Origin of the sequence: Novosphingobium bradum (assembly GCF_042646485.1) — a bacterium.
GTDB classification, from domain to species: Bacteria; Pseudomonadota; Alphaproteobacteria; order Sphingomonadales; family Sphingomonadaceae; genus Novosphingobium; species Novosphingobium bradum.
The window spans coordinates 82,750-104,742 of sequence record NZ_JBHRTQ010000002.1 but is presented as its reverse complement, the minus strand read 5'-3'; the positions used below and the strand labels follow the sequence as shown (position 1 = coordinate 104,742).

The window sequence follows — 21,993 nt, the reverse complement described above, 5'->3', positions numbered from 1 at the left end:
TTGACTAGCTCGGGAGGAGCGGACCCTTCCGGTTAGTCGCGCGCGCCGAACAGGGCGCTGCCGACCCGGACGTGGGTGGCGCCGAGCTGGATCGCGGTTTCGAAATCGTCGCTCATGCCCATCGAGCGGCCGGGCAGGTCGTGGTCGGCCGCCAGCTTGTCGAGCAGGGCGAAGAACGGGGCCGGCTCGATTCCGGCGGGGGGCACGCACATCAGGCCGATGACCGGCAGAGTGGCCGCGCGGGCCTCGGCCAGCAGGGTGGGCAGCTCGGCGATGGCGCAGCCGCCTTTCTGTTCCTCCGCGCCGATGTTGACCTGGATGAAGCAGGGCACCTGCCGGCCGGCCTTGTCCATCGCTTTCGCCAGCGCGGCAACCAGCGAGGGGCGATCGACCGAGTGGATGCAATCGAACAGGGCGACCGCATCATCGGCCTTGTTGGACTGGAGCTGGCCGACGAGGTGGAGTTCGAGGCCGGGATGGGCTTCGCGCAGGGCGGGCCATTTGGCTTGCGCTTCCTGCACGCGGTTTTCCCCGAAGACGCGCTGGCCGGCGGCGATCAGGGGGGCGATCGCCTCGGCGGCATGGGTCTTGCTGACCGCGACGAGGGTGATCTCCTCGGCCTTGCGGCGGGCCACGGCGGCGGCATGGGCGATCCGGGCGCGGACCATTTCGAGCAGGGTCTCTGGCTGTTCCATCGCGCTGCGCTATAGCGCGGGGATGCTTGCGCGCCAGACATCTTGCTTGCCCTTCGCGCGATTGTGGCTGGTTTCCGACGCGCGCAATGATGCCGGGCTGGAGGCCGCGCTGGCGCGGTTGCCGCGCGGGAGCGGGCTGGTGTTTCGCCACTATCACCTGCCGCCGGCGCAGCGCGTGGCGCGGTTCCGCGCGCTGGCGCGGGCCGCGCGCGGGCGCGGCGTGGCCATGGCCTGGGCGGGATCGGTCCGCGAGGCGCGCGCGGTGGGGGCCGATGCCTGCTATGGCCCGGCAGAGCTGCTGGCGCGCGGGCCGGGTCTGGCGCGGCTGGTGACGGCCCACTCGCTGGCCGAGATCGGCAAGGGCCGGCAGGCGCGGGCCAGCGCCCTGCTGCTTTCGCCGGTGTTCCCGACCCGCTCGCACCCCGGCGCGCCGGGGCTGGGGGCGGTGCGGTTCCGGCTGCTGGCGGCGCGCAGCCCGGTGCCGGTCCTGGCGCTGGGCGGGATGGACGCGCGCCGCGCCCGGGCGCTGCGGGCCTGGGGCTGGGCGGCGATCGATGGGCTGGCGTCGTCGTTCCGGGCCTGACCCGGGACCGGTGGCCGGTGCGAAGCTGCAAGGCCGGCCGGAGAGGGATCGCCTGAAGAACCCCCAGCGGTCCCGGGGCGAGCCCGGGACGACGGGGACCGCCACTCCGCTCATCGCAGAAGGACCAGAGCCAATCCTGTGGATTCTTGACGCGGAGTCACCCCAGGGCGCATTATGGGCGCTGTTCTGGCGGAAGGGGCGCGAAGCAGCCAATGGCATCACAGGCAATCCCGGGCGCTGGCGCGCGCCGGCCCGCGCCTTCGGGCAAGTGGCGGCTGGTGCTGCGCCGCTCGGTGCGCCGCGCGCTGGAGCTGGGCGGCGCCCTGCTCCTGCTGGGCGCGGCGCTGTTCCTGGCCCTTGCCCTGGCCTCCTATCACCAGACCGACCCATCCGCCTCGACCGCGGCGGGCGGCGAGGTGCTCAACTGGATGGGCCGGCCCGGCGCCTTCGTGGCCGACCAGGCGCTGTTCCTGTTCGGGCCGACCGCGATGTTGCTGGTGGTGCTGCTGGTGGCCTGGGGCCGGCGCCTGTGGCGCTTCGCCGAGGCCGCGGAGGGCGACGAGGATCCTGGTCCCGACGAAGCCTGGGCGGCCCGGGGCGGGCGTCACTGGTGGCGTTCGGTCATGGTGCTGCTGCTGGCCATGGCGCTGATCGGCACGGTGCTGACCCTGGCCTTCACCGCGCCGGGCGGCAAGCTGCCGGCGACCATGGGCGGTCTTGCCGGGCTGCTGGGCGCCAAGGGTCTGCGCGCGCTGGCCGAATTCCTGCCCGACATGGTGCGCGGCTGGGCGATCCTGGCCGCGGCTCTGGCCTGTCTGGTGGCCGGCGCGGGCCTTGTGGCGCGGGTCTTCGCGCTGGACTGGGCGAGCCTGCTGGCCCTGCCCCGGGTGTTTGGCCGCCGCCGCCCGGCCCCGGCGCTGGCCCAGTTGCAGGGGATCGAGCCGGCCCGCGAGGTGCTGCTGCGCGAACCGCGCGCGGCGCCGGCCGAACCGGCTTCGGATGCGCCGCGCCGCGCGACCGAGATCAGTGATCCGACCCGTCCGATCAAGCCAGCCCAGACCCTCAGTCCCAAGCGCCAGGGCGACCTGTTCGACGAGTTCGAACTGCCCGGCCTTGACCTGCTGGCCGATCCCCCGCCCAATTCGCAGGTGAAGATCGACAAGCTGGCGCTGGAGCGCAATGCGCGCCTGCTCGAAACCGTGCTCGACGATTTCAACGTCAAGGGCGAGATCACGGCGGTGCGGACCGGCCCGGTGGTAACCATGTACGAGCTGGAGCCGGCGCCCGGCATCAAGGCCAGCCGGGTGATCGGCCTGGCCGACGACATCGCCCGCAACATGAGCGCGATCTCGGCGCGCGTCGCCGCGATCCCGGGGCGCACGGTCATGGGCATCGAGCTGCCCAATGCCGATCGCCAGATGGTCAGCTTCAAGGAGCTGGTGGCCTGCGACAGGTTCGCCAATTCCAAGGGGCTGCTCCCGATCATCCTGGGCAAGGACATCGCCGGCGAGCCGATCGTGGCCGATCTTGCCACCATGCCCCACCTGCTGGTGGCGGGCACGACCGGCTCGGGCAAGTCGGTTGGCCTCAACTGCATCCTGCTCTCGCTGCTCTACCGGCTGACCCCGGCCGAGTGCCGGATGATCCTGGTCGATCCCAAGGTGCTGGAGCTGAAAAGCTACGACAATATCCCCCACCTGCTCTCGCCCGTGGTGACCGAGCCGGCCAAGGCCGTGCGCGCGCTGAAATGGGCGGTCGAGGAGATGGAGCGGCGCTACCGGATGATGAGCGAGATCTCGGTCCGCAACATTTCCGGCTTCAACGAGAAGGTCCGCACCGCGATCGCCAAGGGCAAGCCGCTGGGCAAGCGCATCCCGATCGGCTTCGATCCCGATACCGGCGAGGAGCTGTATGAGGAGCAGCTGTTCGAATACCAGGCCCTGCCGCAGATCGTGGTGATCGTCGACGAGCTGGCCGACCTGATGGTGACCGTGGGCAAGGAAATCGAGGTGCTGATCCAGCGCCTTTCGCAAAAGAGCCGCGCGGCCGGCATCCACCTGATCATGGCCACGCAGCGCCCGTCGGTGGATGTCATCACGGGCGTGATCAAGGCCAACCTGCCGACCCGCATTTCCTTCGCCGTGACCAGCCGGATCGACAGCCGCACCATCCTGGGCGAACAGGGCGCCGAGCAACTGCTGGGCAAGGGCGATATGCTCTACAAGCCGGCCACCGACCCGATCAAGCGCGTCCACGGCCCCTTCGTGAGCGACGAGGAGGTGGAGAAGATCGCCGATCACTGGCGCGCCCAGGGCGAGCCGGACTACGTCGATTCCGTAACCGAGGAACCGGAGGATTCGCCCTTCGGCTTCGACGATCTCGATGCCACGGCCAGCGACGCACCCGAAGAACGCAAGTACCGGCAGGTCTGCCAACTGGTGTTCGAGAGCCAGAAGGCTTCGGCAAGCTGGATCCAGCGCCAGATGGGCGTGGGCTACAACACCGCCTCCAAGTGGATCGAACGGATGGAGGCCGATGGGCTGGTCGGCCCGGCGAACCACGTGGGCCGGCGCGAGATCTACCGGGACAAGGACGGGAATGTGCTGTGATGCCTCCCCGCTTGCGGGGAGGGGGACCGCCGGGACGGCGGTGGAGGGGGCGTGGGCCGCAGCGCCGCGTTTGCCGGAAGCCCCCCTCCGTCAGCCTTGCAGGCTGACACCTCCCCACGCGGTGGGGAGGGGCGCAAGGGCTTAAATTGCTGCCATTCTGGCCGTTATCGTTGCCGATGGCTCTCGGGATTGGCACGCGATGAAGGCTCTTACGCAATGCTGGTTCACCCGGATGCACGTTCCGGAAGGGCGCGCGCAGCGGGAGGACGATGGCTCGCACACCGGCTGGTGCCGCCACTGCGAGCGGCCGATCGTCTCGTGGGACAAGGCGCGCTGGTTCCTGGCCGATGGCTTCAACGTGACGCACCTGGCCGAGACGGTGGGCGGTCGCTTCCTGTTCGTGGTGGACATTGCCGAGGAAGCGATGATCGCGCGCTATCCGGTGCAGGACCTGCCCGACGAGGCGGCGATCGAGGCGCTCAAGGCGGACTTGCGCGAACGGCACGGGATCGGCCAGCCGGGCTGCGCGCTGGAATTGCATGACAGCGGGGCCAGCCCTTCGGCCCGGCGCAAGGACGCTGCCCGCCGCGCGCGGCGCTCGCCGCCGACGGCGCGGGCTTCGCGGCTTTCGGCTTCGTTCTGACCTAGCTGGCCCGGTAGAACGGGGCGGCGACTTCGGGAGGGACGCGGGTGAGGCGGCCGGTGGCCGGATCGATCAGCGCCCAGGTGGTTCGGGCATCGACGATCACCTTGCCCGCCGCGTTGCGGAAGCGGATCGCGCGGGTCATCCGTGCGCCGCGCGGGCCTTCGTCGACCTCGGTTTCGCCCGTCACGCTTTCGCCCGGGCCGATGTTGCCGCGATAATCCACCTCGTGGCGGGTGACGACCCAGACATGGCGCGCCTGGTGTTCGGGCGGGGAAACCGCCTGCCAATGGGCCGTGGCGATCGCCTCCATCCATTTCACCCAGACCACGTTGTTCACGTGGCCCAGGACGTCGATATCGTCGGGGCCGGCGGTGAAGGTCTGGGTAAACATGGCCCTATCTCCGCTTGCCGCGAGTGACGGCGAGAGGCGGTGCGCGGCGTGTCTCGACTTCGCTCGACACGAACGGGACGGGGAGGGTCATGCGGCGAGTCCGAGCTGCCAGAGGATGAAGGCGAATTCTTCCGCCGTCTCCCGCAGGCTCTCGAACCGGCCCGACTTGCCGCCGTGGCCCGCACCCATGTTGGTCTTGAGGAGGAGCTCGTTGGTGTCGGTCTTCAGTTCGCGCAGGCGGGCGACCCACTTGGCCGGTTCCCAGTAGGTGACGCGCGGATCGTTGAGGCCGGCGGTGACCAGCAGCGGGGGATAGGCCTTGGCCTCCACCTGATCGTAGGGGCTGTAGGAGCGGATCAGCTCGAAGGCGGCCCGGTCTTCCACCGGATTGCCCCATTCCGGCCATTCGCCGGGCGTGAGCGGCAGGCTTTCATCGAGCATGGTGGCCAGCACGTCGACGAAGGGCACGTGGGCGACGACCGCGCCCCACAGCTCGGGCGCCTCGTTCATCACCGCGCCCATCAGCTCGCCGCCGGCCGAGCCGCCGGAAATGCTGATCCGGCCCGGCGCGGTATAGCCGCGTTCGGCCAGGGCGCGGGCGACATCGACGAAATCGTGGAAGGTGTTGGTGCGCCGTTCCAGCTTGCCGGCCTTGTACCAGGCGCGGCCCAGATCGTCGCCGCCGCGGATATGGGCGATGGCATAGGCGAAGCCGCGATCGACCAGGCTGAGGCGGGTGGTGGAGAAGCCGGGGGGGATGGCGATGCCATAGGCGCCATAGCCGTAGAGGTGCAGCGGGCCGCCAGGTTTGCGATCCTTGCGCGCAACCACGCTGACCGGGATCGCGGTGCCATCGCGCGCCGGCACTTCCAGCCGCTCGGTCACGTAGAGCGAGGCATCGTAGCCGGAGGGGATTTCCTGGACCTTGCGGACTTCGAGCCGGCGTTCGGCCACGTGGTAATCATAAGTGGTGGCCGGGCTGACCATCGATTCGTACCCGAGGCGCAGGACGGTGGTGTGCCATTCGGGATTGTCGCCCAGGCCGGCATCGTAGCTGGCTTCGGGGAAGACGATGGGTTCGATGCGGGCGCGATCATCGTAATAGCGGATCTCGATCTGGTCGAGGCCGGCAAGGCGCCCTTCGACCACGTAGAAATCGCGGAACAGCTCGAAGCCGGTAAGGTAGAAGGCATCGGTGCCTTCGACCAGCGTGGTCCATTCGCCGGGTGCCGCAAGCGGCGCGGTGGCGAGGCGGAAGTTCTCGTGGGTATCGTTGGCGTGGATGAACAGCGTTTCGCCGCGCAGGTCGACATCGTATTCGACGCCGGGCTTGCGGGGCCGGACCAGCAGCGGCGCGGCCAGCGGATCGGCGGCGGGGACCAGGCGGACCTCGCTGGTTTCATGGTCGCTGGTGGAGATCACCAGCCATTCCTCGTTGGCCGAAAGCCCCGCGCCGACGCGGAAGCCTTCATCGTCCTCGTGGTAAAGCTCCACGTCCTCGGCCACCGGGCGGCCCAGCCAGTGGAGGCGGGCATTGTCGGTGCGCCACTGTTCGTTGGCGAGCGAATAGACCAGCGCCTTGTCATCGGCGCACCAGACCAGGCCCGAGAGCGTGCCCTCGATCACGTCGGGCAGGAGCTCGCCGGTGGCCAGCACCTTGATCCGGGCGGTAAAGCGTTCGGAGCCGTTGTCGTCGACCGACCAGGCGAGCAGCCTGCCGTCCTTGCTGACCGAGAGCGCGCCGAGGCGGAAATAGTCGTGGCCCTCAGCCAGTGCGACCTCGTCGAGGATCAATTCGTCCGGGCCGCCGGTGACGGGCTTGCGCCACCACTTCTTGTATTCGGCGCCTTCCTCGTATTCGATCCAGTAGAGCCAGTCGCCATCCTTCTGGGGAACCGACCTGTCGGCCTCCTTGATGCGGGCGCGCATCTCGGTGAACAGGCTGTCGACGAGGGGCTTGCGGGGGGCCATGCGCGCCTCGAACCAGGCGTTCTCGGCCTCCAGGTGGGCGAGAATCTCCGGGTCCTTGACCTCGGGATAGCCCGGATCGCGCAGCCAGGCATAATCGTCCGTCACGGTGATCCCGTGGTGGGTGACGCTGCTGGGCTGCTTCGCGGCGATGGGGGGATGGCTCGGGGGGGTGTTATCGGGCATCACCCGCATCTATGTTGGGCAGGCCCGCCCCGCAACCTTGGCTGAGTGTTCCATGCCGATGTCAGTTCCCCAAGCCCGTCTCGATGCCCTGCGCCAGGAACTGGAAAGGCAGGGGCTGGACGGCTTCGTGGTGCCGATCTCCGACGAGCACATGAGCGAATATGTCGGCGCCTATGCCCAGCGGCTGGCCTGGCTGACCGGCTTTGGCGGTTCGGCGGGGACGGCGGTGGTGCTGAAGGACCGGGCCGCGATCTTCGTGGATGGGCGCTATACCTTGCAGGTGCGGGGCGAGGTCGATGGCGCGCTCTATGCCTATGAGAGCGTGCCGCAGACCTCGGTGGCCAAGTGGCTGGGCGAACAGGCGCGGCCGGGCCTGAAGGTGGGCTATGATGCCTGGCTCCACGGCAAGCGCTGGGCCGATGCGGCGGGCAAGGCGCTGGCCGAGAAGGGGGCAAGCCTCGTGCCGGCGGCGCGCAACCCGGTGGACGCGGTCTGGACCGACCGCTCGGCGCCTTCGCCGGCCCCGGCGCTGGTCCACCCCGAGGCGCTGGCCGGGCAATCGAGCGCGGCCAAGCGGGCGGCCATCGGGCAATGGCTGACGGACAAGGGCTGCGACGCGGTGGTGATCTCCGCGCTCGATTCGGTGGCCTGGCTGTTCAACCTGCGCGGCACGGATATCGAGCGGACCCCGGTGGCCCTGGCCTTCGCGCTGGTGCGCGACGATGGCGGCGCGGAACTGTTCATCGCCCCCGAGAAGGTGACCGATGCCTTGCGCGCCCATCTGGGCCATGCCGTGGCGATCCGCCCGCGCGCGGACTTTGCCAGCGCGCTTGCCGGGCTGGCGGGGCGCAAGGTGGCGGTCGATCCCGAGCGCACGGTGATGGGGGTGTTCGTCGCCCTGGCGGACGGCGGGGCCGAGGTGGTGGAGGCGCAGGACCCGACGGTGCTGCCCAAGGCCACCAAGAATCCCGCCGAGATCGCCGGCCACCGCGCGGCCCAGGCCCGCGACGGAGCGGCCATGGTCCATTTCCTCCACTGGCTGAGCCGCGAGGGGCAGACCGGCACCGTGGATGAACTGGCCGCCGCCGAGTGGCTGCACCGCGCGCGCGCGGCCTCGGGCGACCTGCGCGATCTTTCGTTCGACACGATTTCCGGGGCCGGGCCGAACGGGGCGATCGTCCATTACCGGGTAAGCGAGGCGACCAACCGCAAGCTGGAGCCGGGTTCGATGTACCTGGTCGATTCGGGCGGGCAATATCCCGATGGCACCACCGATATCACCCGCACGGTCTGGATCGGCCCGGGCGAGGCGGGCGCGGAGGAGCGCGACCGGTTTACCCGCGTGCTCAAGGGCCACATCGCCCTGTCGCGCGCGGTGTTCCCCAAGGGCACGCTGGGCAGCCAGCTCGATACCCTGGCGCGCCAGTTCCTGTGGCACGCCGGGATCGACTATGCCCATGGCACCGGCCACGGGGTGGGCGCCTTCCTGTCGGTCCACGAAGGGCCGCAGCGGATTTCGCGCAGCTCGGGCGGGCAGGGCGGGACCGAGCAGGAATTGCTGCCCGGCATGATCCTGTCCAACGAGCCGGGCTACTACAAGGCCGGCGCCTGGGGCATCCGCATCGAGAACCTGCTGCTGGTGGAAGAGCGCGTGATCGAGGGGGCGGAAGGGGCGTTCCTGGGCTTCGACACGCTGACCCACGTGCCGATCGACCGGGCGCTGATCAACACCGCGATCCTCGAGCCGGGCGAGGTGGCCTGGTGGAATGCCTATCACGCGCGGGTGCTGGCAATCGTTGGCCCGCAGGTGGATGGCGTGGTGCTGGGCTGGCTGCGCGAAGCCTGCGCGCCACTGGCCATGCCCGCGCTGGCGCGGGGGTGAAGCGCGCTCCTCCCCGCTTGCGGGGAGGTGGCAGCCGCAGGCTGACGGAGGGGGCTGTCAGGCTCGCGCTCCGTGTGCGGAAAGCCCCCTCCACCACCGTTCCGGCGGTCCCCCTCCCCGCGAGCGGGGAGGAACGGCTTGATCAGCCCAGCCCCAGCTTGTCGGCGTAGATCAGGCGGCCGCCGGAGAGGTGCCAGAGGGCTTCGTTGAAATCGGCCTCGCCCATGGCGAAGCAGCCGTCGGAGCGGCCGAGCTTGCCCCATTTGGTCAGCATATCCTCGTTCGCGTACCACGCCGGGTGGAGGACGATGGCGCGGTCGAGCACGTTGGAATTGTCAGGATCGAGACCGGCGAGGCGGATCGAGGTGCCATACTTGCCCTTGTACCATTCGTTGGTGACATAGGCGCCGCGGCTGGAGGCAAGGCTGCCCGGCTCGTTCGAGAAGGTTTTCAGGAAGCCATCATGCTCGGGATCCGAACCCTTGCCGTGGGCGACCAGGAACGAGCGGACCGTGCCCTGTTCGAGATGGGCGAAATGGAAGCGCGGCAGGGCGCTGGGCAGGGCAAAATCGGCCACGCCGACCAGATCGGTGCGCCACAGGTGGGCGCGGTTGCGCTCCAGCTGGTCTTTCGCCACGGCGAGGATCTTGCGGTGCTGTTCGGACAGGGTGAAGGGCTGGGCAAAGGCCTGGGCGAACGGTTGCGCGATGGCGCGACCGGGCATCGCGGCCAATGCGCCAGCGGCGACGGCGCCGGTCAGAAGCGATCGTCTGTCCATGAGTTGATTATAGCGCGGATCGGGCCGGTTTTCCAGATGGGGCGAGGCCATCCGGGGCGCCGCCGGTTCAGTGGAGCGGTTCAAGCACCATGCGGTCGCCCTTCAGCTCCAGCTTGCCGATCTGCCCCAGCACCGACTGGCCGAGCAGGCTGACCCCCAGGTCCTTGACCACGACCGCGCCGACATTGTGCAGTTCGGTTCGGCCCAGCACCAGCCGGTCCATGGTCACCAGCGTGCCCCAGCCTTCGCCCGAGGCGGTCTGGAGTATCGGCTGGAAGGTGGCGGGATCGACCCTGATCCCGGCGGCCTCGGCATCGGCCACGGTGAGTGCCACGGCATCGGCGCCGGTATCGACGAGGAACCGGGTGGACTGGCCGTTGATCTCGGCATTGACGTGGAACTGGCCGGACGGGTCGCGGTCGATCACCAGGCCTTCGCCGCCGGCATAGGCGGACGGGGTCGGGGTCGCGGCGGCGAGCGGCTTCGGAGTGGCCAGGACCACGCCGCCGGTCGGCCCGTCGAGCGGGTGGACCGGCGAAAGCAACTGGCCGACCAGCATGAGCGCGGCGACCAGGCCGAGCGCGAGGATGACGATGTGCCGCATCGCTCGCCGTTCTAGGCGGGGATGGTTACCATCCGGCAAATGGGGCGGCGGGCAAATGGCCAGGCGCAGGGCGGCCCCTGGACCTCCCCCTTGGGAGAGGGGTGATTTCAGGGGGAGGGCTGGAGCGCGACCGCGTCGCACTTGCCGGCGTCGGTGGTTTCCGCCTCGATCTGTTCGGCGCGGGCTTCGACCAGCGCGACGATGTGATCGAGCATGGCCTCGGACTGGACGTGATGATCGGTCACCCCCGAAAGGTAGACCATGTGCTTGCCGTTGCCTCCGCCGGTAAGGCCGATGTCGGTCTCGCGCGCTTCGCCCGGGCCGTTGACCACGCAGCCCAGCACCGAGAGCGAGAGCGGGGTCTTGATGTGGGAGAGCCGCTTTTCGAGCGTTTCGACCGTGCGGATCACGTCGAAGCCCTGCCGCGCGCAGCTGGGGCACGAGACGATGCGGACGCCCCGTGTCCTGAGGCCCAGGCTTTTCAGGATCTCGAAGCCGACGCGCACTTCCTCTTCCGGCTCGGCCGAAAGCGAGACGCGGATGGTGTCGCCGATCCCGGCCCACAGCAGCGAGCCGATGCCGATCGATGATTTGACCGTGCCGCCGATGAGGCCGCCGGCCTCGGTGATGCCGAGGTGCAGCGGGCAATCGACCGCTTCGGACAAGGCCTGGTAGGCGGCGACGGCAAGGAACACGTCGCTGGCCTTCACGGCCACCTTGTATTCGTGGAAATCGTGGTCCTGCAGCAGCTTGATATGATCGAGCGCGCTCACCACCAGGGCTTCCGGGCAGGGTTCGCCGTATTTTTCGAGCAGGTCCTTCTCGAGGCTGCCGGCATTGACCCCGATGCGGATCGCGCAGCCATTGGCCTTGGCGGCGCGGACCACTTCGGCCACGCGCTCCGATGAGCCGATGTTGCCGGGGTTGATCCTGAGGCAGGCGGCGCCGGCATCGGCGGCTTCGAGCGCGCGCTTGTAGTGGAAGTGGATGTCGGCAACCAAGGGCACGGTGGCGGCGCGGGCGATTTCGCGGAAGGCCGCGGTGCTGGCTTCATCGGGGCAGGAAACGCGGATGATATCGGCCCCGGCCTCCTCGCAGCGGCGGATCTGGCTGATCGTGGCCCCGGCATCGGCGGTGGGGGTGTTGGTCATGGTCTGGACCGTGATCGGCGCATCGCCGCCCACGGGCACGGCGCCGACCATGATCTGCCGGCTCTGGCGGCGCACGATGGTGCGCCAGGGTCTGATGGAGGACATGGGGGCCGATATAGGCGCGGGCGGAGATTCGGGCAATCGCGGGCGACTTGCGGGCGGCTTGCGGGTGGGGCGGGACATCCCCGCCCCTGTTTTCGGCCCTTGCGTTCAGCCCTCGACAATCAGCCCTCGGCTTCGCGCTCGAAGGCCGCCTCGCCGCCGATCTTCGCCGAAATGCGGCCCAGCACGGTGAGGACCACCACGGCCAGCACCGTGGCGATGATGGCATAGGAATAGAGCCCGGCCAGGTCATCGCCCATGCCGAGCCGGGCGAGCGTGGCCTTGATCGCCTCGTTCCAGGCCAGCGCGGCGACCAGGCCGAGCGAGGCGGAGGAGAGCGCGATCATCGTCTGGATCATGGCTTTCGGATCGGTCATGGCAGGTCCCCTGTGGATCGATTGCGGGATGGTGGCAAAGGGCGACGCGCGGGGCAAGCCGCGCCCGTCCGGCCATTCACAGCATCCGCGCGAACAGGAATTCCTCGTCGAGTTGCCCGCCCACCTGGAAGGTGACCTCGGCGACGGGGGCGAAGCCGTAGCGGCGGTAGAACTTCTGGGCGCCGGGGTTGTGCTGCCAGACCGAGAGCTGGACCTCGTCGGCGCCCAGCGCGGAAAATTGCGCCATGGCCCAGTCCATCAGCGCGGCGCCGATGCCGCCGCCTTGCGCGCGGGGGGCGGTGTAGAGCTGCTTCAGTTCCATCGTGCGGCGCCCGCGCGCGTGCTCGGGGAAAGGGCAGGCCTGCGCGAGCTTGCACCAGCCCAGCAGCAGCCCGCCGCGCTCGGCCACGGCGAAGCGGTTGGCCGGATCGGCCAGCGCGCGGGCCAGCGCCGCCTCGCTGTAGGTTTCGGCGAGGAAGGGGAGCAGGTCTTCAGGGCGGTAGAGATCGCCGAACTTGTGGACGAAGGCGGCCACGCCCAGCAGCGAAAGCGCCGGCAGGTCGGCGGCGACGGGCGGGCGCAGGATCAGGGGCGGCGGTTCAGCCATATTTGTCGGCCTTGCGGCGGCCCAGCCGCATCCCCGCTTCGAGCCGGGCGCGCAGCTGGGTGTAATAGGCTTCGAGGAAGGCGCGTTCGTCGCCGGTGTCGGCCTCCCGGCCGATCTTGGCGCAGATGCGCCGGCAGACCGCGGCGAGGGCTTCGGCGCGGTCTTCGCGCAGGACCCGTTCGAGCACCTGCAATTCGTATTCGCCATAGACCGCAAGCTCGGCCTCGGCGAAGCGGTAGGTGGCCGATGGCCCGGCGACGCTGCGCGACAGGGCCGGGGCGAGCCGGGTTTTCGGCGCCTCGACCACCCAGGTCCCGGCGACGAGATCGCCAGCGCGCAGATTGTCGCGGTTGAACAGCGGGAACAGCGCGAAGACCAGGAACCAGCCGGCGGCGGCCAGGCCCGCCGGGCCAAGGCTGCCGCCGCCGTCCTTCGCGGCAAGGAGGAAGCTGACCGGCAGGAACAGCTCGACATCGCGCAACAGGTTGCGGGCGATGATCATTTCCGCGGTCAGCCGGCCGCCATCGCGCGCGGCGACGCGGATGCGCTGCGAACGCTTGCCCGGGGTGGCCCCGCGCGGGCCGAGTTCGAACCAGGCGAACCAGGCGTTACGCAGGAGGAACATGGCCACGATCCACACCACGAAGACGAATTGCAGCGCGCGGCCGACCGCATCGTGGCGCTGCTCCATGCCGGCAAGGCCGAACACGCCGATCCCGAGATAGAGCAGGGCGGCGCTGGTGACCGCCATGACCAGGCCGATCAGGAGGAAATCGACGACCAGGGCGCCGAGCCGCGAGCCGATCGGCGCGAGCATGAAGGCCAGCGGCACGCCTTCCGGGGTGATCACGGTGCGGCGACGGCGGGCCTGGTCGGCGCGCACGAGATCGATCGCGGCCGGGCGGCGGCGATCGCGGCGCGACAGGGCGGGGGGCTTCATCGCAGTTTCCCGGGGGTGCGGCGCAGGCCGAAGAAATAGGCGCACCACAGAGCCAGGACCGACCAGCCCAGGATCAGGCGCCCGCCGGTATCGTCGATCAGCTGGCGGGCGAAGCCTTCGAGCAGGCCCGCGACCAGCAGCATCAGCACGACCCCGACCATGACCAGCGCCGCGCGGCGCCCCGCCTCGGCCACGGCATCGAGCACGGCGCGCTGGCCGGGGAAGGCAATGGCCCGGCCCACGTGGAGGCCGGCGGCTCCGGCAAGGAGGATGGCGAACAGTTCGGTCGTGCCATGGACCGAGAGCCAGCCGATCGCCTCCACGGTCAGCCCCTGCCCGTGATAGAGCCAGAGCATGGCGCCCAGCGTGGCGGTGTTCTGGATCAGCAGCAGCAGCGAGGGCACGCCGAAGGCGAAGCCCAGGGCAAAGGCGAGGATCGCGATCTGGGCATTGTGGCTGAACAGGTAGGCGGCAAAGGCGCCGAGGCCGGTTTGCCCCTGCTGGCCGAACAGGGTGGCGTGGAGCACGGCGCGGGTGGCGCCGGGCACGCGCGGGTCCGTGCCGTCGGCCGGGAACAGCGCGCCGTACCATGTGGGATCGCCGGCACACAGCAGCCAGCCGGCAAGGGTCCCGGCGACCATGACCGCAAAGGCGATGCCAAGGTCGATCCCCAGCCCGCGCACCGCGGCCGGCCAGCCGCCGCCAAGGAACCGCGCCAGCCAGGTGCCCAGCCCTTGCCGGGGGCCATAGACCTGGAACCAGGCGCGCTGGACCAGGGTTTCGAGCCAGGCCAGGGTGGCGGCATCGAGCGAGGTTTCCCGCGCGACCGAAAGGCTGGAGGCGGCGGTGCGATAGAGCACCGGCAGGGCCAGCAGGTCTTCATCCGAGAGGGCGCGCAGGCGCCCGGCTTCGAGCCGCGCGACGATCCGTTCGAGCCGGCGCCAATCGGCCTCGCGGGCGGCGCGAAAAGCGTCGGAGCGCAGGGCGGCGGCGGCGATCGCGGTGTCCTGCGCCGGATCGGGGGCGTGGCCCCACAGGCCGGGCAGGCGGCCCGGCAGCTTCACCGCGCGCAGGGTGTCGATCAGGGCCATCAGCCGATCGCCCCCTTGCGGCGCAGGGCGAGGTAGGCATCGAGCAGGCGGGTGCCGAGCCGTTCGTGCGGCGCCTCGATCACCTCCACCCCCATCTGGCGCAGGCGGGCGAGGACCAGGCCGCGGGTTCGCAGCAGGCTGTCGGCCCCGACCGCCATGGCAAGGCGGGCCATGTCGGCGGGCGGTTCGGCGGCGATGGTTTCCAGTTCCTCATCGGCCAGGGTGACGAACAGGACGACATGGCGCCGGGCCAGCCGGCCCACGCTTTCGAGCAGCAATTCGGCACTGACCGGATCGGTGAATTCGGAAAAGACCACCACCAGCGAACGGCGCTGGAGCCGCTGGGCGAGGGTGGCCAGGGCGAGGGTGAAATTGGGCTCCTCGGCCCGGTAATCAAGCGTGGCGGCGGCGCGCTGGAGCCGGGGGAATTGCGTGGTTCCCGCGACGAACGGCGTGGCGGCGAGCGGCCTTGCGGCAAAGCCATAAAGCGCCACCCGGTCCCCCCCCTTGAGCGCAACCCAGGCGGTGGCGAGGGCGGCGGACACCGCGCGGTCGATCCGGGGCAGGCCGGCGACCGGCTCGCACATGGCCCGGCCGCAATCGAAGGCGAAGACGATCGGGTTGTTGCGTTCCGCCTCGTATTCGCGGGCATAGAGGTGGGTGTGGCGGGCCGAGGTCTTCCAGTCGATCCGGCGGCGGTCCATGCCGGGCTGGTATTCGGCCAGGGCTTCGAACTGGCTGCCCTCGCCGCGGATGCGGCGGGCGATCATGCCCTGCTCGCTTTCGCGCAGGTAAAGCTGGAGCGCGGGCGAGCGGGCGGCGGCCAGGCTGGGCCAGACGTTGAGCGCCAGGCCGAGCGCGCGGTGGTGCTGGCGCGCGCCCAGGCCAAGCGGCCCGGCGACGCGCAGCCAGGCGCACGGCAGGGCGGCGGGGCCGCGCCGGCCGGGGACCAGCGCGGCGCGGGCCTGCCAGGCACCATCGGCCGGGGCCAGGGCCAGGTCGATCCGCCCGCCCGGGGCCAGCCGCGGGTCGCATTCAATGGCGGCGCTCACCCGGCTGGGGCGGCCACCGGCCAGATCGGCCAGCACGGCGAGGCTGGCCGGTTCGCCCACTTCGCCATCTGCCGGCGCGATCACCTTGAGTTCCACCAGCCGCCCCGCCAGCGCGGCATCGGCCAGAACCAGTGCCAGCACGGCCAGGCCCAGCGCGGGCGCGGCCAGCCAGGCGCCGGGGGCCATGGCGGCGATCACCAGCGCCAGCGGCGCGGCCAGCGCGACCAGCACGGCGGCGCGCGCGGTGGGCACGATGGCCAGGGACGGGGCGAAGGCGAGGTTCACCTCAACGCGGCGCCTCGGTCTGCTGGACGAGATCATCGACCAGCACCTCGATCTCCTTGCCCTCGATCTCGGCGGCGGGGCTGAGCAGGAGGCGGTGGCGCAGGACGGCGGTGGCCAGTGCCTTGACGTCGTCGGGCAGGACATAGGCGCGCCCCGCCAGCGCCGCCCGCGCCCGCGCCGCGCCGGCCAGCAGCACGGCGGCGCGGGGGCTGGCGCCCACGGCGATATCGGCGCTGGTGCGGGTGGCGCGCACCAGCCGCACGACATAGTCGGTCACGCTGTCGGCCAGGGTCACGCCGCGCACGGCGGCGGCGGCGGCGGCCAGGGCGGCGCGGTCGGCCACGGCCGTCACGCCAAGATCGGCGGCGCGCGGCGGGCCGGAGCGCTGGCCGAAGCGGGCGACGATCTTCGTCTCCTCCGCTGCGCTGGGATAGGGCACCAGCAGCTTGAACAGGAACCGGTCCAGCTGGGCTTCGGGCAGGGGATAGACGCCCTGGCTCTCGATCGGGTTCTGGGTGGCCACCACCATGAACCGCTCGGGCAGGACGTGGGTCTGGCCATCGAGGGTAACGCGGCCTTCCTGCATGGCTTCGAGCAGGGCGGCCTGGGTTTTCGGCGGGGTGCGGTTGATTTCGTCGGCCAGCAGCAGCTCGCAGAATACCGGGCCGCGGGTGAGGGTGAACTGGCTGGTCTGGAAGTTGAACAGGTTGGAGCCGAGGATATCGGCCGGCATCAGATCGGGCGTGAACTGGATGCGGCCGAAATCGCGGCCCAGCGCGGCGGAAAAGCACTGGGCAAGGAAGGTCTTGGCCGTGCCCGGCGGTCCTTCGAGCAGGACGTGGCCGCCCGCGAGCAGGGCGACCAGCAGGTGATCGACCGTGCCATCAAGTCCGACCACGGCCTTGCCAAGCTCGCCCCGGATCGCCTCGGCCAGCGCGGCTACTTCGGCCACGGTCATTGCCGCATCGTTCATTTTTCGAGAATCCTTTCGATGGCGCGCAAGGCTTGCGCGGCGCGCAGCAGTTCGGCCGGGTGGCGGGCTTGGCGCAGGGCATTGGCCACGGTGGAGAAGGGGGCGCTGCCGGGCGCGCGCTGGGCCAGCGCGCGGTCGATCGCGGCCTCGCGCGCGGCGGGATCGGCGCGCTGGGGCAGGCCGAGCGCGCGCACCAGCCGCTCGCGCACAAGCGCGGCATAGGGCGGCCCCAGCAGGTGAAGGCGGCGGCTGCGGCGCAGCAGCCCGGCGGCATTGGCGACGAGCTGGCGCTTGCCGAAGGCGAGCGCCGGCCCGGCCGGGGCCAGCGCCGGGCCAAAGCGCAGGAAGGCGCGCCAGCCGGCCAGCAGGGCGGCGATCAGCAGGCACAGGGTGGCGGCAAGGAACGGCGGGGTGAAGGCCAGGGTGAGCAGGTTGGGCGAACGGGCAAAGCCGTTGAGGGTGAGATCGAAGGTGACTCGGCGCGGGGCGCTGGCGGCGCTGGCTTCCACCAGGCGCAGGGCTTCGCGCGCGGTTTCGCGGGAGGCGAGGCCGTAGTTGTTGGCAAGGTCTGGCTCGAACAGGATCACGATCGGCCAGGCGCCGCCTTCGTGGGGGAGCAGGTCGGCCGCGCCGTTCGCGCCATCGCCGGCGAGGGCAAGCGAATCGAGCGCGGGCCAGTGGCCGTCGCCCGCGACATAGCCCGCCAGGACCCGCCCTTCCGGCCTGAGCGCCACCAGCGGCACAAGCGTCGCGCCGTGCCCGGAAAGGACCGCGCGGCCATCGGGCAGGGTGCCCGACGCGCCTTGCGCGAACCATTCGCGCGCGCCTTCGGCCGGGGCGAGCGAGACCGACAGGTCATCGAGGAAGCCGGGCCATTCGGGCGGGGCGGCCCCGGCCAGGCTGATCCAGCCGGCCTTGGCCCCCGGCGCCTGCGGTCCGCCGCCGCCCAAAGGCACGGCGCGCCACTTGGGGGTGATGATCAGGGTGGGGCCGATCCGGCGGCGCTGCTGGACGATGCGGGCCAGCGCCTTGCCGTCGGCCTCCTGCGGCGGGGTGAGCACGAGCAGGCCGGGCTGGGCCAGTTGCGCCTCGCCGCGGGCAAGGCCCACCTGCCAGCCCTGGCGTTCGAGCAGCCGGGCCAGCGCGGCATAGCCGGTGAGACCCTTGCCCGCGCCGTGAGCGCCGCCGTCGTTGAGCGAGCCGTGGACCAGGCCCGCCCCGATCATCCACAGCAGCGCCACGAACAGTGCCGTGCCAAGGCCAACCAGGCCGAGCACGGCGGCGGGCGAGAAGGGCGAGGCGCGGGTCATGCCGGGTTCGGCGCCTCGATGCTGGCCAGGGCGAAATCGGCATAGGCCGCGCGAGCCTCGCGCCAATCGTCGGCGGACAGGGCGCGCAAGGCAAAGCGGCTGCGTTCGACCCGCTCGGCGATGCGGACGAAGGCGGTGCGGGCGCGCGGTGCGAGGCGTTCCAGCGCGGCGATTTCGCGGGCGGTGGAGGCGGGCGCGATCCAGTCGGGCCGGGCGGCGGCGATCTGGCCGACCGAGCGCTTCAGGAGCAGGTGGACCGCGCCGGCATGGTCGCCGGCGGCGGCGAGGCGATCGGCATCGTCGAGCAGGGCCAGGGCTTCCTCTCGATCCGGGGTCCAGGCCGGGGCGGGGCGGGGCGGGCGGGCGCGGCGGGCGGCCAGCCAGCGCCGGGCCAGAACCCAGCCGAGCGCGACGAGGGCGATCAGGCCAAGCAGGCCCAGCACTTTCTCGAAGACCGGCCACGACAGGCCAAGCCAGCGGCCAAGCGGGGCCAGCAGCGCCTCCAGCCATTCGCCCAGCCGCTTCAGCCAATCGGGCGTTGGCGGGGGCGGGCTGGGGGCCATCGGGGCATACTGGATATCGGCCGCATCGCGCACGGCCTGCCAGTCCCCCGCCCAATCGGACCCGGGGGCGCTGCCCGCGCCTGACGCGCCCTGTTCGCCTGACAGGCTCTGTTCGATTGCCGCGGCCTCCACGGCGCCGTTGCTGGCATGGCGCAGGGCCGGCGGCAAGCCGGTTAACCCTGCTTTCTGCGCCCGGCCGATCAGCCCCGGGGGCGGGCCTGCGGGTAGGAGCCGAGCAGGCGCAGTTCCTTGGTGTGGAAGGCCAGTTCCTCCAGCGCGCGGTCCACCGCCGGATCGCCCGGCGCCCCGACAATGTCGGCGAAGAACATGGTGGCCGCGAAGCTGGCGCCCTTCTGGTAGCTTTCCAGCTTGGTCATGTTGACCCCGTTGGTGGCCAGGCCGCCAAGCGCCTTGTAGAGCGCGGCGGGGACGTTCTTCACCTCGAACACCAGGGTGGTGATCGCCGGAACGCCGGCCAGGGTGGCCGGATCGAGCGGCTTGCGCGCCAGGACCACGAAGCGGGTGGTATTGTCCTCGGCATCCTCCACCCGCTCGGCGGCGATGGCGAGGCCGTAGAGCTCGGCGGCAAGGCGCGGGGCGATGGCGGCGGCATCGGGCTCGCCCAGTTCGCGCACATAGGCCGCCGCGCCCGCCGTATCGGCATAGCTCATCGGCACGATGCCCCGCTCGCGCAGGAACCGGCGCGACTGGCCCAGCGCCTGGGGATGCGACCAGGCGACCGTGAACGGGCCGACCGAGCCATCGGCATGGGGCAGGGCCATCAGGTCGTGGTGGATGGAAAGGAAATGCTCGCCCACGATATAAAGCCCGCTTTCGGGCAGGAGGAAGTGGATATCGGCCACCCGTCCGTGCTGCGAATTCTCGATCGGGATCATCGCCCGCTCGGCCCGGCCCTCGTTCACCGCATCGAGCGCGTCCTCGAAGGCGAAGCAGGGCAACGGCAGGCAATCGGGCGCATATTCCAGCGCGGCACGGTGCGAATTGCAGCCCGGCGCGCCCTGGAAGGCAACCGCGCGGTGGGGCGCGGCGGCGGCGGCGGCGGTCATCGTCTCGACAAGCGCGAGGGCGGGCTGGGGATAGCTGTTCATGGCGAATGCGCGCTTAGGCTTTCAGCCGCCCCCGTGCAATCGGTGTGGCGCAAGCTGTGCAATGCCCCTTGCGCGGGCGCGTTCCCCTCACTAGAGCGCAGCGGCGTACGCCAAGAGCTATTCTTCGGGGCATTCATGCAAGATCGTAACAACACCATCGGCGGTTGGGCGCTGTTCTCGGGCATCGTGGCACTGGGCCTCGGTTCGCTTTCCGCGCATTATTTCCTGGCCGACAAGGCCGAACGCCCCGAAAAGATGGGCTATGAGATCGAGGGCGTGGTCTCGTCCGAAGGCGGCGCCGCCGCCGCGGAAGAGGGCATCGAGGCCCGTCTCGCCAAGGGCGATCCCGCCAAGGGCGAAGCCGCGTTCAAGAAGTGCCAGTCGTGCCACACCGCCAACCAGGGCGGTGCGAACGGCATTGGCCCGAACCTGTTCGCCACCGTGGGCGAGGCCATTGCCCAGGGCAAGGCCGGGTTCGCTTTCTCGGACGATCTCAAGGCCAAGGGCGGCAAGTGGGATTGGGCCAGCCTCGATACCTGGCTGAAGAACCCCAAGGCTTTCGCCGCCGGCACCAAGATGACCTTCGCCGGCCTGGCTGATCCGATGGATCGCGCCAACGTCATCCTCTATCTCAACAAGCAGGGCTCGAACCTGCCGCTTCCCGCCGTTCCGGCGGCTCCGGCGGGCGGCGCGGCCGCTGCCGGCGCGGCTCCGGCCGGGATCGACGCGGCGCTGGCCGCCGCCGATCCCAAGAAGGGCGAAGCCTCGTTCAAGAAGTGCCAGTCGTGCCACACGATCAACGCTGGCGGCGCCAACGGCATCGGCCCGAACCTCAACGGCATCGCCGGCGACAAGGTCGCCGAGGGCCGTGGCGGATTCGCCTTCTCTGACGACCTGAAGGCCAAGGGCGGCACCTGGGATGCGGCCACGCTCGACGCCTGGCTGAAGGCGCCCAAGGCCTTCGCCGCCGGCACCAAGATGACCTTCGCCGGCCTTGCCGACCAGCAGGAACGCGCCAACGTCATCGCCTACCTCAACAGCCAGGGCGGCAAGCTGACCCTGCCTGCGGCGGGCGCGGCGGTGGCGGAGCCGGCCAAGAAGTAAGCCGGGTTCCATGCGAATCAGGAAAGGGCGGTGCCGCAAGGCGCCGCCCTTTTCGTTTGCGCGGCGCGCGCGAACAGGAAACCGCCGGCCGCGCTCCCACGTTGACGGATGCCATGATCGATCCCAGCCTGCCCTCGATTGTCCCCTTGCCGGGGAGGCGTGAGATGGTGACTCGATGACCGCCACTGCCCGCCTCCGCACAGATTGGCGTGAACGCCTCGTTTCCGCCCTGCTTTCAGCCGCAATCCTGTTGGGCATGGGGGTGATGCTGGTGCTGGGCCTGCGCCCGGACTTGCGCCGCGCGCTTCATCCCGGCGATCTTGTCGCGGTGGCCTTTTCCGAACCGACACCCACCCCGAAACCTTCGCGCAAGCCGCCACCGCCGCCGCCAGCCCGGACCAGCGCCCCCAGGGGCGAGGCCGCGCCGGCCGCCCTGCGGGCCAGGGCCACCGCCGTGGTCGCCCCGCCGGCCCCGGTGGTGCTGGCGCCGCCGCCCGTGGTGGCCGCGCCCCTGGCCAACAACGGCTCCGCGGCCAGCAACGGCGCCGCTGACCTGCCGGGCACCGGCCAGGGCTCAGGTGGCTTTGGTAATGGCCTTGGCGGCGGCGGGCTGGGTGGCAATGGGCTGGGCCGCGCGCCGGGGCCGGAAAGCCGGCCGCGCCAGATCAGAGGCAGGCTCTCGCAGCGCGACCTGCCCGACGGCCTGCTCGCCCCCGGAGCCGAGGCTTCGGTGGGGGTGCGCTACACCGTGCTGACAGATGGCACGGTGGGGGACTGCGTGGTGACCCGGTCCAGCGGTATCGCCGCGCTTGATCCCGTGCCCTGCCGGCTGATCCGCGAACGCTTCCGCTTCCGCCCCGCGCGCGACGGCTGGGGCCGCCCCGTCAACGCGCAGATCGTCGAGACGCACACCTGGGTGGAGGAGCCGAGCGACGAACAGCGCGCGCGGCTGCGGGCGGGGGAATGATGCGGTCCCCGGTCAGGCCG

General features: G+C 70.7%; 21 protein-coding genes. 6 read left to right on the top strand and 15 right to left on the bottom strand.

The annotated features are described in order from the left end of the window. Positions 1–32 precede the first annotated feature (32 nt). Positions 33–695: a YggS family pyridoxal phosphate-dependent enzyme gene (locus ACFOD9_RS01630; RefSeq protein WP_379508338.1), complete on the bottom strand. Its 663-nt coding sequence runs from the start codon at positions 693–695 to the stop codon at positions 33–35. Positions 696–756: 61 nt separating this feature from the next. Here ACFOD9_RS01630 and ACFOD9_RS01625 point away from each other — a divergent pair, with 61 nt between their 5' ends. From ACFOD9_RS01625 to ACFOD9_RS01615, 3 genes are all read left to right on the top strand, one after another. Then, entirely contained in the window at positions 757–1,278 is a 522-nt protein-coding gene (locus ACFOD9_RS01625; RefSeq protein ID WP_379508337.1) for a thiamine phosphate synthase, read from the top strand. Between the two features lie 212 nt (positions 1,279–1,490). Further along, a complete protein-coding gene (locus tag ACFOD9_RS01620) occupies positions 1,491–3,887 on the top strand; it encodes an FtsK/SpoIIIE family DNA translocase (protein ID WP_379508336.1) in 2,397 nt (798 codons plus the stop codon). Between the two features lie 199 nt (positions 3,888–4,086). After that, positions 4,087–4,530, top strand: a complete 444-nt coding sequence (locus ACFOD9_RS01615) for a hypothetical protein (protein ID WP_379508335.1) — start codon at positions 4,087–4,089, stop codon at positions 4,528–4,530. A 1-nt stretch (position 4,531) separates the two neighbouring features. On the opposite strand, the gene ACFOD9_RS01610 is transcribed toward ACFOD9_RS01615, so the two are convergent. Beyond that, the gene (locus ACFOD9_RS01610) at positions 4,532–4,924 is read right to left on the bottom strand and encodes an acyl-CoA thioesterase (protein WP_379508334.1); all 393 of its coding nucleotides are present in this window, start codon (positions 4,922–4,924) and stop codon (positions 4,532–4,534) included. A gap of 87 nt (positions 4,925–5,011) precedes the next feature. Then, a complete protein-coding gene (locus ACFOD9_RS01605; RefSeq protein WP_379508333.1) occupies positions 5,012–7,087 on the bottom strand; it encodes a S9 family peptidase in 2,076 nt (691 codons plus the stop codon). Between the two features lie 49 nt (positions 7,088–7,136). On the opposite strand from ACFOD9_RS01605, the gene ACFOD9_RS01600 reads away from it, so the two are divergent. Continuing rightward, entirely contained in the window at positions 7,137–8,960 is a 1,824-nt protein-coding gene (locus tag ACFOD9_RS01600; protein WP_379508332.1) for an aminopeptidase P family protein, read from the top strand. A 142-nt stretch (positions 8,961–9,102) separates the two neighbouring features. Here ACFOD9_RS01600 and ACFOD9_RS01595 read toward each other — a convergent pair whose 3' ends face one another. The 12 genes from ACFOD9_RS01595 to ACFOD9_RS01540 form a co-directional block, all read right to left on the bottom strand. Then, positions 9,103–9,738: a murein L,D-transpeptidase catalytic domain-containing protein gene (locus ACFOD9_RS01595; protein WP_379508331.1), complete on the bottom strand. Its 636-nt coding sequence runs from the start codon at positions 9,736–9,738 to the stop codon at positions 9,103–9,105. A gap of 67 nt (positions 9,739–9,805) precedes the next feature. After that, positions 9,806–10,342 (bottom strand): retropepsin-like aspartic protease family protein, encoded by a 537-nt coding sequence (locus ACFOD9_RS01590; RefSeq protein WP_379508330.1) that lies wholly within the window; start codon positions 10,340–10,342, stop codon positions 9,806–9,808. Positions 10,343–10,449: 107 nt separating this feature from the next. Further along, on the bottom strand, positions 10,450–11,598 hold the full coding sequence (gene ispG, locus ACFOD9_RS01585; RefSeq protein ID WP_379508329.1) for a flavodoxin-dependent (E)-4-hydroxy-3-methylbut-2-enyl-diphosphate synthase: 1,149 nt from the start codon (positions 11,596–11,598) through the stop codon (positions 10,450–10,452). A gap of 119 nt (positions 11,599–11,717) precedes the next feature. Further along, positions 11,718–11,972: a DUF5654 family protein gene (locus ACFOD9_RS01580; protein ID WP_379508328.1), complete on the bottom strand. Its 255-nt coding sequence runs from the start codon at positions 11,970–11,972 to the stop codon at positions 11,718–11,720. 76 nt (positions 11,973–12,048) lie between these two features. Beyond that, complete coding sequence (locus ACFOD9_RS01575; protein ID WP_379508327.1) at positions 12,049–12,579, bottom strand: GNAT family N-acetyltransferase; 531 nt, start codon at positions 12,577–12,579, stop codon at positions 12,049–12,051. Beyond that, on the bottom strand, positions 12,572–13,519 hold the full coding sequence (locus ACFOD9_RS01570) for an RDD family protein (protein WP_379508326.1): 948 nt from the start codon (positions 13,517–13,519) through the stop codon (positions 12,572–12,574). Before ACFOD9_RS01570 ends, ACFOD9_RS01575 begins: the two co-directional genes overlap by 8 nt. Then, on the bottom strand, positions 13,516–14,610 hold the full coding sequence (locus ACFOD9_RS01565; RefSeq protein WP_379508325.1) for a stage II sporulation protein M: 1,095 nt from the start codon (positions 14,608–14,610) through the stop codon (positions 13,516–13,518). Before ACFOD9_RS01565 ends, ACFOD9_RS01570 begins: the two co-directional genes overlap by 4 nt. Continuing rightward, positions 14,610–15,947, bottom strand: coding sequence for a DUF58 domain-containing protein (locus ACFOD9_RS01560; RefSeq protein WP_379508324.1), 1,338 nt, complete (start codon positions 15,945–15,947; stop codon positions 14,610–14,612). The genes ACFOD9_RS01565 and ACFOD9_RS01560 overlap by 1 nt, the downstream gene beginning before the upstream one ends. A gap of 1 nt (position 15,948) precedes the next feature. Continuing rightward, positions 15,949–16,905 carry an AAA family ATPase gene (locus tag ACFOD9_RS01555; RefSeq protein ID WP_379508448.1) on the bottom strand — a complete coding sequence of 319 codons (957 nt, stop codon included), beginning with the start codon at positions 16,903–16,905 and terminating at the stop codon, positions 15,949–15,951. Between the two features lie 11 nt (positions 16,906–16,916). Next, entirely contained in the window at positions 16,917–18,230 is a 1,314-nt protein-coding gene (locus tag ACFOD9_RS01550; protein ID WP_379508323.1) for a DUF4350 domain-containing protein, read from the bottom strand. Beyond that, complete coding sequence (locus ACFOD9_RS01545) at positions 18,227–18,925, bottom strand: hypothetical protein (RefSeq protein ID WP_379508322.1); 699 nt, start codon at positions 18,923–18,925, stop codon at positions 18,227–18,229. The genes ACFOD9_RS01550 and ACFOD9_RS01545 overlap by 4 nt, the downstream gene beginning before the upstream one ends. 68 nt (positions 18,926–18,993) lie before the next feature. Further along, entirely contained in the window at positions 18,994–19,902 is a 909-nt protein-coding gene (locus ACFOD9_RS01540) for a prephenate dehydratase (RefSeq protein ID WP_379508321.1), read from the bottom strand. Between the two features lie 135 nt (positions 19,903–20,037). Between ACFOD9_RS01540 and ACFOD9_RS14780 the strand changes: the two genes are divergently transcribed. Further along, positions 20,038–21,006: a c-type cytochrome gene (locus tag ACFOD9_RS14780; RefSeq protein ID WP_449290019.1), complete on the top strand. Its 969-nt coding sequence runs from the start codon at positions 20,038–20,040 to the stop codon at positions 21,004–21,006. Between the two features lie 175 nt (positions 21,007–21,181). Beyond that, positions 21,182–21,973 carry an energy transducer TonB gene (locus ACFOD9_RS01525; protein ID WP_379508320.1) on the top strand — a complete coding sequence of 264 codons (792 nt, stop codon included), beginning with the start codon at positions 21,182–21,184 and terminating at the stop codon, positions 21,971–21,973. Positions 21,974–21,993: the final 20 nt, after the last annotated feature.

Excerpts from the sequence above, each read along its gene's own strand:
- ACFOD9_RS01630 (WP_379508338.1), bottom strand. The coding sequence starts at position 695 with ATGGAACAGCCAGAGACCCTGCTCGAAATGGTCCGCGCCCGGATCGCC.
- ACFOD9_RS01575 (WP_379508327.1), bottom strand. The coding sequence starts at position 12,579 with ATGGCTGAACCGCCGCCCCTGATCCTGCGCCCGCCCGTCGCCGCCGAC.
- ACFOD9_RS01525 (WP_379508320.1), top strand. The coding sequence starts at position 21,182 with ATGACCGCCACTGCCCGCCTCCGCACAGATTGGCGTGAACGCCTCGTT.
- ACFOD9_RS01610 (WP_379508334.1), bottom strand. The coding sequence starts at position 4,924 with ATGTTTACCCAGACCTTCACCGCCGGCCCCGACGATATCGACGTCCTG.
- ispG (WP_379508329.1), bottom strand. The coding sequence starts at position 11,598 with ATGTCCTCCATCAGACCCTGGCGCACCATCGTGCGCCGCCAGAGCCGG.
- ACFOD9_RS14780 (WP_449290019.1), top strand. The coding sequence starts at position 20,038 with ATGCAAGATCGTAACAACACCATCGGCGGTTGGGCGCTGTTCTCGGGC.
- ACFOD9_RS01570 (WP_379508326.1), bottom strand. The coding sequence starts at position 13,519 with ATGAAGCCCCCCGCCCTGTCGCGCCGCGATCGCCGCCGCCCGGCCGCG.
- ACFOD9_RS01590 (WP_379508330.1), bottom strand. The coding sequence starts at position 10,342 with ATGCGGCACATCGTCATCCTCGCGCTCGGCCTGGTCGCCGCGCTCATG.
- ACFOD9_RS01595 (WP_379508331.1), bottom strand. The coding sequence starts at position 9,738 with ATGGACAGACGATCGCTTCTGACCGGCGCCGTCGCCGCTGGCGCATTG.
- ACFOD9_RS01540 (WP_379508321.1), bottom strand. The coding sequence starts at position 19,902 with ATGAACAGCTATCCCCAGCCCGCCCTCGCGCTTGTCGAGACGATGACC.
- ACFOD9_RS01615 (WP_379508335.1), top strand. The coding sequence starts at position 4,087 with ATGAAGGCTCTTACGCAATGCTGGTTCACCCGGATGCACGTTCCGGAA.
- ACFOD9_RS01605 (WP_379508333.1), bottom strand. The coding sequence starts at position 7,087 with ATGCGGGTGATGCCCGATAACACCCCCCCGAGCCATCCCCCCATCGCC.
- ACFOD9_RS01555 (WP_379508448.1), bottom strand. The coding sequence starts at position 16,905 with ATGACCGTGGCCGAAGTAGCCGCGCTGGCCGAGGCGATCCGGGGCGAG.
- ACFOD9_RS01565 (WP_379508325.1), bottom strand. The coding sequence starts at position 14,610 with ATGGCCCTGATCGACACCCTGCGCGCGGTGAAGCTGCCGGGCCGCCTG.
- ACFOD9_RS01600 (WP_379508332.1), top strand. The coding sequence starts at position 7,137 with ATGTCAGTTCCCCAAGCCCGTCTCGATGCCCTGCGCCAGGAACTGGAA.
- ACFOD9_RS01580 (WP_379508328.1), bottom strand. The coding sequence starts at position 11,972 with ATGACCGATCCGAAAGCCATGATCCAGACGATGATCGCGCTCTCCTCC.
- ACFOD9_RS01620 (WP_379508336.1), top strand. The coding sequence starts at position 1,491 with ATGGCATCACAGGCAATCCCGGGCGCTGGCGCGCGCCGGCCCGCGCCT.
- ACFOD9_RS01550 (WP_379508323.1), bottom strand. The coding sequence starts at position 18,230 with ATGACCCGCGCCTCGCCCTTCTCGCCCGCCGCCGTGCTCGGCCTGGTT.